Annotated in this window: 13 protein-coding genes and 1 other annotated feature; all 13 genes read left to right on the top strand. The window is 32.8% G+C overall.

Annotation, left to right across the window (positions count from 1 at the left end):
• The first annotated feature begins 174 nt into the window (after positions 1-174).
• On the top strand, positions 175-324 hold the full coding sequence (rpmG, locus tag NG918_RS08700; protein WP_012449883.1) for a 50S ribosomal protein L33: 150 nt from the start codon (positions 175-177) through the stop codon (positions 322-324).
• A 49-nt stretch (positions 325-373) separates the two neighbouring features.
• Positions 374-604 (top strand): preprotein translocase subunit SecE, encoded by a 231-nt coding sequence (gene secE, locus NG918_RS08695; protein WP_252214979.1) that lies wholly within the window; start codon positions 374-376, stop codon positions 602-604.
• A 38-nt stretch (positions 605-642) separates the two neighbouring features.
• A complete protein-coding gene (nusG, locus tag NG918_RS08690; RefSeq protein WP_252215344.1) occupies positions 643-1,164 on the top strand; it encodes a transcription termination/antitermination protein NusG in 522 nt (173 codons plus the stop codon).
• Positions 1,165-1,242: 78 nt separating this feature from the next.
• Positions 1,243-1,668, top strand: a complete 426-nt coding sequence (rplK, locus tag NG918_RS08685; protein WP_003371022.1) for a 50S ribosomal protein L11 — start codon at positions 1,243-1,245, stop codon at positions 1,666-1,668.
• 54 nt (positions 1,669-1,722) lie between these two features.
• A complete protein-coding gene (gene rplA / locus NG918_RS08680) occupies positions 1,723-2,412 on the top strand; it encodes a 50S ribosomal protein L1 (protein WP_012423549.1) in 690 nt (229 codons plus the stop codon).
• Positions 2,413-2,457: 45 nt separating this feature from the next.
• Positions 2,458-2,587 (top strand) — a sequence feature (ribosomal protein L10 leader region).
• A 35-nt stretch (positions 2,588-2,622) separates the two neighbouring features.
• Positions 2,623-3,126: a 50S ribosomal protein L10 gene (rplJ, locus tag NG918_RS08675; protein WP_252214982.1), complete on the top strand. Its 504-nt coding sequence runs from the start codon at positions 2,623-2,625 to the stop codon at positions 3,124-3,126.
• Positions 3,127-3,183: 57 nt separating this feature from the next.
• Positions 3,184-3,546: a 50S ribosomal protein L7/L12 gene (gene rplL, locus NG918_RS08670; protein ID WP_252214985.1), complete on the top strand. Its 363-nt coding sequence runs from the start codon at positions 3,184-3,186 to the stop codon at positions 3,544-3,546.
• 364 nt (positions 3,547-3,910) lie between these two features.
• Positions 3,911-7,615 (top strand): DNA-directed RNA polymerase subunit beta, encoded by a 3,705-nt coding sequence (rpoB, locus tag NG918_RS08665; protein WP_252214988.1) that lies wholly within the window; start codon positions 3,911-3,913, stop codon positions 7,613-7,615.
• A gap of 21 nt (positions 7,616-7,636) precedes the next feature.
• Positions 7,637-11,170: a DNA-directed RNA polymerase subunit beta' gene (rpoC, locus tag NG918_RS08660; RefSeq protein WP_252214991.1), complete on the top strand. Its 3,534-nt coding sequence runs from the start codon at positions 7,637-7,639 to the stop codon at positions 11,168-11,170.
• 299 nt (positions 11,171-11,469) lie between these two features.
• Positions 11,470-11,847, top strand: a complete 378-nt coding sequence (gene rpsL / locus NG918_RS08655; protein WP_003369958.1) for a 30S ribosomal protein S12 — start codon at positions 11,470-11,472, stop codon at positions 11,845-11,847.
• Between the two features lie 145 nt (positions 11,848-11,992).
• Complete coding sequence (rpsG, locus tag NG918_RS08650) at positions 11,993-12,463, top strand: 30S ribosomal protein S7 (RefSeq protein WP_003372509.1); 471 nt, start codon at positions 11,993-11,995, stop codon at positions 12,461-12,463.
• 78 nt (positions 12,464-12,541) lie between these two features.
• A complete protein-coding gene (gene fusA, locus NG918_RS08645) occupies positions 12,542-14,608 on the top strand; it encodes an elongation factor G (RefSeq protein ID WP_252214994.1) in 2,067 nt (688 codons plus the stop codon).
• Between the two features lie 67 nt (positions 14,609-14,675).
• On the top strand, positions 14,676-14,917 hold a 242-nt coding region (locus tag NG918_RS08640; protein ID WP_252225585.1), incomplete at its 3' end, for a GTP-binding protein.

Below are 14,917 nucleotides of genomic sequence, written 5' to 3'. Positions count from 1 at the left end.
TAACGCTTAATTTTAATAATATATTAAAAAGGAATAAAATGGACTGGGTGCTGAACCTGGTCCTTTCAAAGGAAGTTGACATTTTACATATTGTATGATATTGTGTAAAAAGTAACGCTTAAATAAGAGATTGAATCTTTTGAACTATTATATATAAAAATTGGAGGTGCAGTTATGAGAACTAAAATAACTTTAGCATGCACAGAGTGTAAACAAAGAAATTACGATTCTATGAAAAACAAAAAGAACAACCCAGATAGATTAGAAATGAACAAATATTGCAGATTTTGCAAAAAGCACACACTTCATAGAGAAACAAAATAGAAGTAATAAAGTGTGACATATACTTAATTACGTTTAAGGAAGTGAAGTTATGTCAGTAAAAGATATTGCAAAAACTAAAGATGCTCCTAAAAATGGCGGCTTACTTAGTTTTTTTAGAGAGGTTAAGGCCGAACTTAAAATAATAACTTGGCCTTCAAAGGATGAGACAAAAAAAGCATTTGTTGCAGTAGGTGTATTCGCCATAATATATATAATATTAGTTGGTGGATTAGATTTTATTTTCAAGAACCTCTTTGAAATGATTTTTAATTTTAAGTAAAGGGAGGTTTGGGTGATCTTTTATTCACCTATACAAGTATGAGTGATATAGCAAGATGGTATGTAGTGCATACATACTCAGGATACGAAAATAAGGTTAAAGCAAACCTAGAAAAAGCAATTGAAAACAGAAGTCTTGAATCACTAATTTATGACATGCAAGTGCCTATGGAAGAAGTGATTGAAGAAAAAGATGGCAAACAAAAAGTCTCATTAAAAAAGAAATTTCCTGGTTATGTATTGATAAAAATGCTGATGACTGATGAATCTTGGTATGTTGTAAGAAACACAAGAGGAGTCACAGGATTTGTAGGACCAGGATCAAAGCCTGTTCCTCTTTCTGACGAAGAAGTGGAAACAATGGGAGTTTTAGAAATGCCTGTTGAGATTGACTTGGAAGTAGGGGAAAGTATAAGAATTATCTCAGGACCTTTAATGGATTCAGTAGCAAAAATACAAGAGATAGTTTTAGAAAAGAAAAAGATAAAGGCTTTAGTAGATATGTTTGGCAGGGAAACACTTGCTGAACTAGACTTTAATCAAGTTGAAAAATTAGTTTAATTTAAATATAAGCTAATTTTAAATAAGTGGGAGGACAAAAAAGTCCGTATATACCACAGTGTAGGAGGAATAACGAAAATGGCTAAAAAAGTAACTGGAATGATTAAACTTCAACTTCAAGCAGGTAAGGCAACACCAGCACCACCTGTTGGTCCAGCTTTAGGTCAACATGGTGTAAACATAATGGGATTCTGTAAGGAGTTTAACGCAAAAACAGCAAATCAAGCTGGGTTAATAATACCAGTAGTTATAACTGTTTACCAAGATAGATCTTTTAGTTTCATATTAAAGACTCCTCCAGCTGCTGTTCTAATCAAGAAAGAATTAGGATTAGAAAGTGGATCAGGAGTACCTAACAGAACAAAAGTAGGAAGTTTAACTAAAGAACAAGTTAAAAAGATTGCTGAAACTAAAATGCCAGACTTAAATGCTGCTAGCATCGAAACAGCTATGAAAATGATCGAAGGTACAGCAAGAAGTATGGGCGTAACAATTCAAGAGTAATTCGTAAAAATAAGTGGGAGGTAAAAACCGCTAATACCACAGAGGAGGCTTATAATGGGAAAGAAATATATTGAAAGTTCAAAGTTAATAGATAAAAGTGCTTTATACAACTCAACTGAAGCATTAGATTTAACTGTAAAAACTGCAAAAGCAAACTTTGATGAAACAATTGAACTACATGTAAGACTTGGAGTAGATCCAAGACATGCAGATCAACAAGTTAGAGGAGCAGTTGTATTACCTAATGGAACTGGTAAAACAGTTAGAGTTCTTGTTTTTGCTAAGGGAGATAAGGCTACTGAAGCTCAAGAAGCTGGAGCAGATTTCGTTGGAGCTGAAGATTTAGTTCAAAAGATCCAATCAGAAAACTGGTTTGATTATGATGTAGTTGTTGCAACTCCAGATATGATGGGTGTAGTTGGTAGAATTGGTAGAGTATTAGGACCTAAGGGATTAATGCCTAATCCAAAATCAGGTACAGTAACATTTGACGTTGCTAAAGCAATTGCTGAAATTAAAGCTGGTAAAGTAGAATATAGAGTTGATAAAACTTCTATAGTTCATTGCCCAATTGGAAAGAAATCTTTTGGAACTGAAAAGTTAAAAGAAAACTTTACAACATTAATGGAAGCTTTAGTTAAAGCTAAGCCAGCAGCTGCTAAGGGACAATACTTAAAATCAATTACTGTTTCTAGCACAATGGGACCAGGAGCAAAAATTAATCCAACAAAAGCTTTAGATTAATATTGACATAATGAATTAAATGTGATATATTTTAATTCGTTGTGAAAGTTAAAAATATATTTTCCATAGACAGTAGGTGCGAGAGCATAAAGTTTAAACTACCTACCGAGGTATATAATAAGTAAGTTTATTATAGATCTTCTCTGTCTATGGGAAGATCTTTTTTAATAGAATTAAGCAGTTTAAAACTGTGAGGAGGTGGATCATAGCATGAACAAGAACAGACAACTTAAAGAAGCAAAAGTTGCTGAAATTAAAGAAAAGTTAGAAAAAGCAAAAGCAGTTGTGTTCGCTAAGTATCAAGGCTTAACAGTTGAAGAAGATACAGCTCTTAGAAAAAATTTAAGAGAAGCTGGCGTAGAATACAAAGTATATAAAAATACTTTAGTAAGTATAGCAGCTAAAGAATTAGGTTTAGACGGTGCTGTTGAATACTTAGAAGGACCAGTAGCTATTGCATTTGGATATGAAGATGTTACTGTAGGAGCTAGAGTCCTAAATGATTTTGCAAAAGATCATAAGAAGTTAGAATTAAAAGCTGGTATTGTAGAAGGAGAAATCTACGATGCAGATAAAATCAAACAACTTGCTACAATTCCTTCAAAAGAAGTTCTTATTGCAAAACTTCTTGGAAGTATCAAGTCTCCACTATCAAACTTTGCATACTTATTAAGTGCAATTAAAGATAGTAAGGAATCAGAATCAGCTGAATAATGCTGAATAAAAAACAATTATAAATTTTATGAAAAAATTTCGGAGGTGCTATTTAAAATGACAAGAGAAGATATCATTCAAGCTATAAAAGAAATGAGCGTTTTAGAATTAAATGAATTAGTAAAAGCTTGCGAAGAAGAATTTGGAGTAAGCGCAGCTGCTCCAGTTGCTGTAGCAGGAGCTGTAGCAGGTGGTGCTGGAGAAGAAAAAACTGAATTTGATGTAATACTAGCTAGCGCTGGTGCAAACAAAATCAAAGTTATAAAAGCAGTTAGAGAAATCACTGGATTAGGATTAAAAGAAGCTAAAGAAATAGTTGATGGAGCTCCTAAGACATTAAAAGAAGCTGTATCTAAAGAAGAAGCAGAAGACATGAAAGCTAAATTAGCTGAAGTTGGAGCAGAAGTAGAAGTTAAATAATTTAATTTCTTATATATAAAAAAGGTGCTTATATAGCACCTTTTTTAAACTCATTTTATAAAGCTATATAAAATGTTGATTTATATAGTAAATATTTTATATAGCTTTATAGCTATTGAAGTGTTAATATATCTAAATTTTTCCTGAAAAAATTACGTCATTAATATATTGACAATGAAAATTTTATATGATAGTATCATATAATGTACTTAACCATGATAGTGGGTAAGTGTATATATGTGGGAAAAATAAGTATAATCTGACCAAAAATGGTTATACTGAAAGAAGACGCTATCCGAAAGCATAAGTCCTTAGAGGAAGTATGTTTTTTGGTTATTTTACTTTATACAAGGGGTGAAAGTTGATGGTACATCCTGTCCAAGTTGGAAAAAGAACGAGAATGAGTTTTGGTAAAGTCAAAGACGTTACAGAAATGCCAAATCTAATTGAAGTGCAATTAGATTCATATCAGTGGTTTTTAAGAGAAGGACTGCACGAAGTTTTTGGTGATATCAATCCTATTACAAATTTTACAGGAAATTTAGTGCTAGAATTTGTAGATTATAAGCTTGATATGGATAATATTAAGTATTCTGTTGAAGAGTGTAAAGAAAGAGATGCAACTTATGCAGCACCGTTAAAAGTTTCAGTAAGATTACAAAACAATGAAACTGGTGAAATTAAAGAACAAGAAGTGTTTATGGGAGACTTCCCATTAATGACTGAACAAGGTACTTTTATAATTAATGGTGCAGAAAGAGTTATTGTAAGCCAATTAGTTAGATCACCAGGAGTATATTACAATTATTCAATTGATAAAACTGGTAAGAAATTATATTCAGCTACAGTAATTCCAAACAGAGGTGCTTGGTTAGAGTATGAAACAGACTCTAATGATATTATTTATGTAAGAATTGATAAAACAAGAAAACTTCCAATAACAATTTTAGCAAGAGCTATGGGATTTGGAAGTGATCAAGAATTATTAGACTTCTTTGGTGAAGATGAAAGATTCAGAGCAAGTATTGAAAAAGATAATACTAAGACTAGAGAAGAAGGATTACTTGAAATATATAAAAGATTAAGACCAGGTGAGCCACCAACGGTAGATAGTGCAATATCATTAATAGACTCATTATTTTTTGATGCTAAAAGATATGATTTATCTAGAGTTGGAAGATATAAGTTCAATAAAAAGCTTGCATTAAATTTAAGAATTGCTAATCAAATAGCAGCAATGGATGTAATTAATCCATCTACTGGAGAAATTATGGTTGAAAAAGGCCAAAAAATCAGTAGATTATTATCAGAAGACATTCAAAATGCAGGAATAAAATCAGTAGACATATTAGTTGATGATAAACTTGTTAGAGTTATTAGCAATAATTTTGTAGATATAACGAAACAAGTACCTTTTGACGTAAGTGATTTACAAATAAAGGAATTGGTACATTATCCAACTTTAAGAGAAATATTAGATAATTATTCTGATGAAGCAACTATAAAAGAAGAAATTAAGAAAAATTTAAGTAGACTTATTCCAAAACATATCATAAAAGATGATATATTTGCAACTATTAGTTATGAACTAGGATTGCCTTATGGAATAGGTTATGTTGACGATATAGATCATTTGGGAAATAGAAGATTAAGATCAGTAGGAGAATTATTACAAAATCAATTTAGAATTGGTTTATCTAGAATGGAAAGAGTAGTTAAAGAAAGAATGACTATTCAGGACCAAGAATCAATAACTCCTCAAATGTTAATTAATATAAGACCAGTAGCAGCAGCTATTAAAGAATTCTTTGGTAGTTCACAATTATCTCAATTCATGGATCAAACAAATCCATTATCAGAATTAACACATAAGAGAAGATTATCAGCTTTAGGACCAGGAGGTCTTTCAAGAGAAAGAGCTGGTTTCGAAGTTAGAGACGTTCATCATTCTCATTATGGTAGAATGTGTCCAATAGAAACACCAGAAGGTCCAAATATAGGACTTATAAACTCATTAGCTACTTTTGCTAGAGTTAATGAATATGGATTTATAGAAACACCATATAGAATTATAGATAAAGAAAATGCTAGAGCAACTGATGAAATAAGATATTTTACAGCTGATGAAGAAGATCAATGCTTAATTGCTCAAGCAAAAGAGCCATTAGATGAAAATGGCTATTTTGTAGACAAAAAAGTAACTGTTAGATACTTAGAAGATGTATTAGTAGTTCCAGCAACAGATGTTGACTTAATGGATGTATCTGCAAGACAAATTGTATCAGTGGCAACAGCTATGATACCTTTCCTTGAAAATGATGATGCATCAAGAGCACTTATGGGATCTAACATGCAACGTCAAGCGGTTCCATTATTAAAACCTCAAGCACCAATTGTTGGTACTGGAATAGAATTTAAAGCAGCGGTAGATTCTGGAGTTCTTCCAAAGGCTAAAAATGCTGGTATTGTTACATTCGTATCTGCTAATGAAATTAGAGTGAAGAGAGATTCAGATGGAGGAACTGATAACTATAGATTACTTAAGTTTAAGAGAAGTAACCAAAGTAGTTGTATAAATCAAAGACCTATAGTAACTAAAGGTGAAATAGTATTTAAGAACCAAGTTCTTGCAGATGGTCCTTCAACTGATTTAGGAGAAATAGCATTAGGTAAGAACATAAGAATGGGATTTATAACTTGGGAAGGTTATAATTACGAAGATGCTATGCTTATTTCAGAAGAACTAGTAAGAGAAGATGTATTCACATCTATGCATATTGAAGAATATGAATGTGAAGCAAGAGACACTAAACTAGGACCAGAAGAAATAACTAGAGATATACCTAATGTAAGCGAAGATGCACTTAAAGATATAGATGATAGAGGTATCATTAGAATTGGTGCTGAAGTAAGATCAGGAGATATCTTAGTTGGTAAAGTTACACCTAAGGGAGAAACTGAACTTACAGCAGAAGAAAGATTATTAAGAGCAATATTTGGAGAAAAAGCAAGAGAAGTTAGAGATACTTCTTTAAGAGTTCCTCATGGAGAAGCTGGAATAATCGTTGATATCAAAGTATTTACAAGAGAAAATGGAGATGAATTAAATCCAGGAGTAAATGAACTTGTAAGATGCTATATAGTTCAAAAGAGAAAAATATCAGTAGGGGATAAGATGGCTGGACGTCATGGTAATAAAGGGGTTATTTCAAGAATATTACCTGAAGAAGATATGCCATTCTTACCAGACGGTAGACCATTACAAATATGCTTAAATCCACTAGGCGTACCTTCACGTATGAACATCGGTCAAGTACTTGAAGTGCATTTAGGTTGGGCTGCTAGCAAATTAGGTTGGCATATAGCAACACCTGTATTTGATGGAGCTACTGAAAGTGAAATTGAAGAATGCTTGGAAAAAGCAGGGTATAATGCAAATGGAAAAACTGTACTATATGATGGTAGAACAGGAGAACCATTTGATAACTTAGTAACAGTAGGTATAATGTATATCTTAAAACTTGCCCATCTAGTTGATGATAAGATTCATGCTAGATCAACAGGTCCATATTCTTTAGTTACACAACAACCACTAGGGGGTAAAGCTCAATTCGGTGGTCAAAGATTTGGAGAAATGGAAGTTTGGGCTCTTGAAGCCTATGGAGCAGCTCATACATTACAAGAAATATTAACTGTTAAATCAGATGATGTTGTAGGTAGAGTAAAAACATATGAAGCTATTGTTAAGGGTGAAAATATACCTGAACCAGGAGTGCCAGAATCATTTAAAGTACTTATAAAAGAACTTCAAGCATTATGCTTAGATGTTAAAGTTTTAAATGAAAATCATCAAGAAGTTAGTTTAAAAGAATATGCTGATGAAGAAATGGCGGATTTAGAAGTTAATATAGAAGGTTCAGAAGAAAGCACTCCAGTAGTAGAGAGCAACACTGAAGAAGTTGAAGACGGATATAGAGAAGATCTTGATGAAATTGAATATGATGAAAATTTTGAAATAGAAACACTTGAAACTGATCTAGAATTAGATGATTTTAATGATGAACATTAATTTTGAAGGGAGGATTTACCCTTGTTTGAGTTAAATAATTTTGATGCCATACAAATTGGTTTAGCATCTCCAGAACAAATAAGAGAGTGGTCAAGAGGAGAAGTAAAAAAACCTGAAACTATTAATTACAGAACATTAAAGCCAGAAAAAGATGGTCTTTTCTGTGAAAGAATATTTGGACCTATGAAAGACTGGGAATGTCATTGTGGAAAATATAAGAGAGTAAGATATAAAGGTATAGTTTGTGACAGATGTGGAGTTGAAGTTACAAAGGCTAAAGTAAGAAGAGAAAGAATGGGGCACATAGAACTGGCTGCTCCAGTTTCTCACATTTGGTACTTTAAGGGAATTCCATCAAGAATGGGATTATTAATGGATATGTCACCAAGAGCTTTAGAAAAAGTTTTATATTTTGCATCTTATATAGTAATAGATCCAAAAGAAACACCATTATTAAAGAAACAATTGCTTAATGAAAAAGAATATAGAGAAGCAATAGATAAATATGGTGATGATAGCTTTGTTGCCGGAATGGGTGCTGAAGCAATTCAAGAATTACTTGGAGAAATAGACTTAGTAGCTGGTGCTAAAGAACTTAAAGAAGACTTAAAGCAAAGCACAGGTCAAAAAAGAGTAAGAATTATAAGAAGATTAGAAGTTGTAGAATCTTTTGCTAAGTCAGGAAATGATCCTAAATGGATGATTATAAATGTAATTCCTGTAATTCCACCAGATTTAAGACCTATGGTTCAATTAGATGGAGGAAGATTTGCAACATCTGATTTAAATGATTTATATAGAAGAGTTATTAACAGAAACAATAGATTAAAGAAATTATTAGATTTAGGAGCACCAGATATCATTGTAAGAAATGAAAAAAGAATGCTTCAAGAAGCAGTAGATGCTCTTATTGATAATGGTAGAAGAGGTAGACCGGTAACGGGTCCAGGAAATAGACCTTTAAAATCTCTTTCAGATATGTTAAAGGGTAAACAAGGTAGATTTAGACAAAACTTACTTGGTAAGAGAGTTGACTATTCTGGTAGATCAGTTATCGTTGTTGGACCAGAATTAAAAATGTATCAATGTGGACTTCCAAAAGAAATGGCTTTAGAGTTATTTAAACCATTTGTTATGAAGAAATTAGTTCAAGATGGAATTGCACATAATATAAAGAGTGCTAAGAGGATGGTAGAAAGAGTTTTACCACAAGTATGGGATGTGTTAGAAGAAGTTATTACTGATCATCCAGTATTACTTAATCGTGCTCCTACACTACATAGATTAGGAATTCAAGCGTTCCAACCTGTATTAGTAGAAGGAAGAGCAATTAAATTACATCCATTAGCATGTACAGCGTATAATGCTGACTTTGATGGAGACCAAATGGCTGTCCATGTACCGCTATCAGTAGAAGCTCAAGCAGAAGCAAGATTCTTAATGTTAGCAGCAGGAAATATTTTAAAACCATCTGATGGTAAACCAGTTTGTGTACCAACACAAGATATGGTTCTTGGTTCTTACTACTTAACCATGGATAGAACTGGCGCTAAGGGAGAAGGCATGACTTTCTCTAATAAAGATGAGGCTGTTATGGCTTATGAATCTAAATATATAGATATTCATGCACAAATCAATGTTAGAGTATACAAAGAAATAGATGGAGTAGTAAAATCAGGAATAATAAAAACTACAGTAGGAAAACTTATATTTAATGAATCAATTCCTCAAGATTTAGGATTTGTTAATAGAGAAAATGAAAAAGAAAAATTTGATTTAGAAATAGATTTCCTAGTAACTAAGAAATCATTAGGAAAAGTAATAGATCAAAGTTATATGCTACATGGTCCTACGAAAACATCAATAATGCTTGATAATATTAAAGCATTAGGATATCATTATTCATCAATTGGTGCCGTAACAGTTGCAGCATCAGATATGATAGTACCTCAAGTTAAATACGATTTACTACATGAAGCAGATGAAACAATAGATAAAATCGAAAAGATGTATAAAAGAGGATTTATATCTGAAGATGAAAGATATGAAAGAGTTATAGAAAAATGGACTAAGACAACAGAAGAAGTTGCCGATGCATTAATGGATAGTTTGGATAAATTTAATCCAATCTACATGATGGCAGATTCAGGAGCCAGAGGATCTAAATCTCAAATCAAGCAATTAGCTGGTATGAGAGGACTTATGGCAAGTCCATCAGGAAAAATCCTTGAATTACCAATCAGAGCATCATTTAGAGAAGGTCTTGATGTATTAGAATACTTTATATCTACTCATGGAGCTAGAAAAGGTAATGCTGATACAGCGTTAAAAACAGCCGATTCAGGTTATTTAACAAGAAGACTTGTTGATGTTTGTCAAGATGTAATTGTAAGGGAAGAAGACTGTGGAACAGATGACGGAATATACGTATCTGAAATAAAAGAAGGTTCTGAAGTAATCGAAGAATTAAAAGAAAGATTAATTGGTAGATATACTGCAGAAGATATAGTTGATCCTAATAGTGGAGACGTAATAGTAGCTAAAAATGAATATATGAATCCAGTAATAGCTGATAAAGTTGTTTATGCTGGAATCAAAAAAGTTAAGATAAGATCTGCATTCACGTGTGATTGTAAAGTTGGTGTGTGTGCCAAGTGTTATGGAATGAATATGGCTACAGCTAAGAAGATTGATATAGGAGAAGCTGTTGGTATAATAGCAGCTCAATCAATTGGAGAACCAGGAACACAGCTTACAATGAGAACATTCCATACAGGTGGAGTTGCAGGATCAGATATTACTCAAGGTTTACCTAGAGTTGAAGAATTATTTGAAGCTAGAAAACCAAAGGGGCTTGCTATAGTAAGTGAAATAAATGGTAATGTAAGAATTGAAGAAACTAAGAAAAAGAGAGCTGTATTTGTTATGGATGCAGATGGAGAAGAACGTAGCTATGATATCCCATTTGGATCAAGATTAAAAGTATCTGATGGAGATTATATTGAAGCTGGAGATGAGATAACAGAAGGATCAGTAAATCCTCATGATATTATGAATATTAAAGGTGTAGATGGAGCTAGAAGATATTTACTTTCAGAAGTTCAAAAAGTATATAGACTACAAGGGGTTGATATTAATGATAAGCACCTTGAAGTAGTTGTAAAACAAATGACTAGAAAAGTAAAAGTTCTTGAATCTGGTGATACTGAGTTATTACCTGGAACAATGATAGATATTTTTGATTTCCAAGAAGCAAATGCTAAAGTTAGAGAATTTGGTGGAGAAGAGGCTAAAGGCGAACAATCTTTACTAGGTATTACTAAAGCAGCATTAGCTACAGATAGTTTCTTATCAGCAGCTTCATTCCAAGAAACTACTAGAGTTCTTACAGAAGCAGCTATAAAAGGAAAAGTTGATCCATTAATAGGATTAAAGGAAAATGTAATCATAGGTAAATTGATACCAGCTGGAACAGGTATGATGAGATACAGAGGGTTAAATTTAAACACAAAAAATGAAAAAATAGAAGAAAATGAGATAGAAATAGTTGAATAATTAATTTTATTGACATGCGTATATTAAAATGATAAAATACAGTTTGTGTGGCTGTTAAAAGCCACACAAACATATTTGTGAATAATACATCATGAAGGCAAATTTAGTTTGTCTTCATGAGTTTTTATCAAAATGTATATTTATGTAAAACTTGTATTTAAGTATAAGCTATAATGAATGTTATAGTGATATATTAATTATTAAGTAAATGATTAGCTTTAATTAAAGTTAATTACATTTATATAATTTAGTGTTTATCTTAATTTAATATAGATAAATAAATTTCGGGAGGTGAAAAAATGCCAACTATTAGCCAATTAGTAAGAAAAGGCAGAAAGTCAACAGCAGTAAAATCAACTGCACCAGCACTTAAAGAATGCCCTCAAAAAAGAGGAGTATGTACTGTAGTAAAAACTACAACTCCAAAGAAGCCTAACTCAGCGTTAAGAAAAATTGCAAGAGTAAGACTTACAAACGGATTTGAAGTAACTGCATACATTGGTGGTGTAGGCCATAACTTACAAGAACATAGTGTTGTTCTTATAAGAGGTGGTAGAGTTAAGGACCTTCCTGGTGTAAGATACCATATTGTAAGAGGTGCGTTAGACTGCGCAGGCGTAGCTAACAGAATGCAAGGAAGATCAAAATACGGTGCTAAGAAACCTAAGCAAAAATAAGGTTAACTTAGTTTAGTGCTAATCTTCGCATTTACATAGATTTGTAATTTTAGTTTATATAGATGTATGAGGAGAACACTTTACGGTATAAAAAAATACCGAGTACCGATGAACTTAAATTTAAATTGTTAAGGAGGGAAGAAAAGTGCCAAGAAAAGGACATATAGCAAAAAGAGATGTATTACCAGATCCAGTATACAATTCAAAAGTTGTTACAAAATTCATAAACAGCATAATGGAAGATGGTAAAAAAGGTGTAGCTCAAAAAATCTGTTACGAAGCATTTGAATTAATCGCTCAAAGAAGTGGTAAGGAAGCTTTAGAAGTTTTTGAAGAAGCTATGAACAATGTAATGCCATTACTAGAAGTTAAAGCCAGAAGAATAGGTGGTGCAACATACCAAGTTCCTATGGAAGTTAGAACAGAAAGAAGACAGACTTTAGGAATAAGATGGATGTTAATAGCCGCTAGAAAAAGAGGCGAAAAGTTAATGTGCGAAAGAGTTGCAGGAGAATTATTAGATGCATCTAATAATACTGGAGCAGCTGTTAAAAAGAGAGAAGATACTCATAAAATGGCAGAAGCTAATAAAGCATTTGCTCATTACAGATACTAATATATATATAAACTGTTTTGGCTTACGCCAAGACAGTTTTGTCAAATTTAAACTTACTATTTGAGAGGAGGACAATTAATGGCTAGAAAATATCCTTTAGATAAATTTCGTAATTTCGGTATAATGGCTCATATTGATGCGGGTAAAACAACAACAACTGAGCGTATATTATTTTATACAGGAATAAATCACAAAATAGGTGAAACTCATGATGGAGCTTCTACAATGGACTGGATGGTTCAAGAACAAGAAAGAGGTATAACAATTACTTCTGCAGCTACAACATGTGCGTGGAAAGAACATGAACTTAATATAATTGATACTCCTGGACACGTAGACTTCACAGTAGAAGTTGAAAGATCGTTAAGAGTACTTGATGGTGCTGTTACAGTTTTAGACGCAAAGAGTGGGGTTGAACCTCAAACTGAAACTGTTTGGAGACAGGCGGATAAATATGGTGTTCCAAGAATGATTTATGTTAATAAGATGGATGCAACAGGTGCAGATTTCTTTAGATGTATAAGCACTGTAAGAGATAGATTAAAAGGAAATGCAGTTCCAATACAAATTCCAATAGGGAACGAAGAAAACTTCCAAGGTATGATTGATCTTATAAGAAACGTTGCTATCATATTCCACGATGATCTTGGAAAAGATATGAGAGAAGAAGCTATACCAGCTGAATATGCTGAAAAAGCTGAAGAATATAGAGCAGCAATGATCGAAGCAATTGCTGAAGCTGATGAAGAATTAATGATGAAATACTTAGATGGAGAAGAAATCACTGAGGAAGAATTAAAAGCTGGCTTAAGAAAAGCTACTATAGCTAATGAAATTTACCCTTGTATATGTGGTTCTTCATATAAGAATAAAGGTGTTCAACAAATGATAGATGGTGTTGTTGATTACTTACCATCACCATTAGATATTCCAGCTGTAAAAGGTACTAACTTAGATGGAGAAGAGGCTGAAAGAAGTGCTTCTGATGGAGAACCATTATCAGCGCTAGCATTCAAAATCGCTACAGATCCATTCGTAGGAAAGTTAGCATATACAAGAATTTATTCTGGTATAATGGAAAGTGGTTCATACGTTCTTAACTCAACTAAGGGTAAGAAAGAAAGAATTGGTAGACTTGTTAAGATGCACTCTAACTCAAGACAAGAAGTTGAATCATTAGAAGCAGGGGAATTAGGAGCAGTAATCGGACTAAAGAACACAAGTACTGGTGACACTTTATGTTCAGAAAAAGAACCTATAATCCTTGAATCAATGGAATTCCCAGAACCAGTTATTTCTGTAGCTATCGAACCAAAAACTAAGGCAGCTCAAGAAAAAATGGGAATGGCTTTAGCTAAATTAGCTGAAGAAGATCCAACTTTCAAGACTTGGACTAATGAAGAAACAGGTCAAACAATTATCGCTGGTATGGGTGAATTACACTTAGATATCATCGTTGATAGACTTAAGAGAGAATTCAAAGTTGAATGTAACGTTGGAGCTCCACAAGTTGCTTATAAAGAAACAATTAGAAAAGCTGTTAAAGCAGAAGCTAAATATGCTAAACAATCAGGTGGTAAAGGTCAATACGGTCATGCTGTAATTGAAATGGAACCAACTGAGGGAGAATACGTATTTGAAAATGCAATTGTTGGAGGAGCTATTCCTAGAGAATATATCCCAGCTGTTGACAATGGTATTCAAGAAGCATCTTTAAATGGTATAATTGCTGGATACAATGTTATTAACTTTAAAGTTAGATTAGTACACGGTTCATACCATGAAGTTGACTCATCAGAAATGGCATTTAAGATTGCAGGATCTATGGCATTTAAAAATGCTATGTCTAAAGCAGATCCAGTACTTCTTGAACCAATGATGAAAGTTGAAATAACAGTTCCTGAAGAATACATGGGAGATGTTATTGGAGACGTTAATTCAAGAAGAGGTAGAATGGAAGGAATGGAAGCTGTTAATGGTGCTCAAGTTATTAGAGCGTTCGTACCATTATCAGAAATGTTCGGATATGCTACATCTTTAAGATCAAGAACTCAAGGTAGAGGGGTTTACTCAATGGTATTCGATCACTACGAAGAAGTTCCAAAGAGTATTCAAGAACAAGTTGCTGGAAACAAATCTAAATAATATAGATTATATTTTGGAATCTAATATAAGATTTTAAATCATTTCATAATAAGGGAGGAATTTTACAATGTCAAAAGAAAAATTTGAGAGAAGTAAACCACACGTAAATATTGGAACAATCGGTCACGTAGACCACGGTAAGACAACATTAACAGCTGCAATCACAACTGTATTAGCAAACAGAGGATTTGCAGAAGCTTTTAACTATGCAGAAATAGATAAAGCTCCAGAAGAAAAAGAAAGAGGAATCACAATCAATACTTCACACGTTGAGTATGAAACAGAAAACAGACATTATGCTCACGTTGA

The sequence above is a fragment of the Clostridium sp. ZBS2 genome, from assembly GCF_023845855.1.
GTDB classification, from domain to species: domain Bacteria; phylum Bacillota; class Clostridia; order Clostridiales; family Clostridiaceae; genus Clostridium; species Clostridium aquiflavi.
Note: the sequence above shows the minus strand (reverse complement) of the source record. Positions and strands in the feature narration are given on the sequence as shown.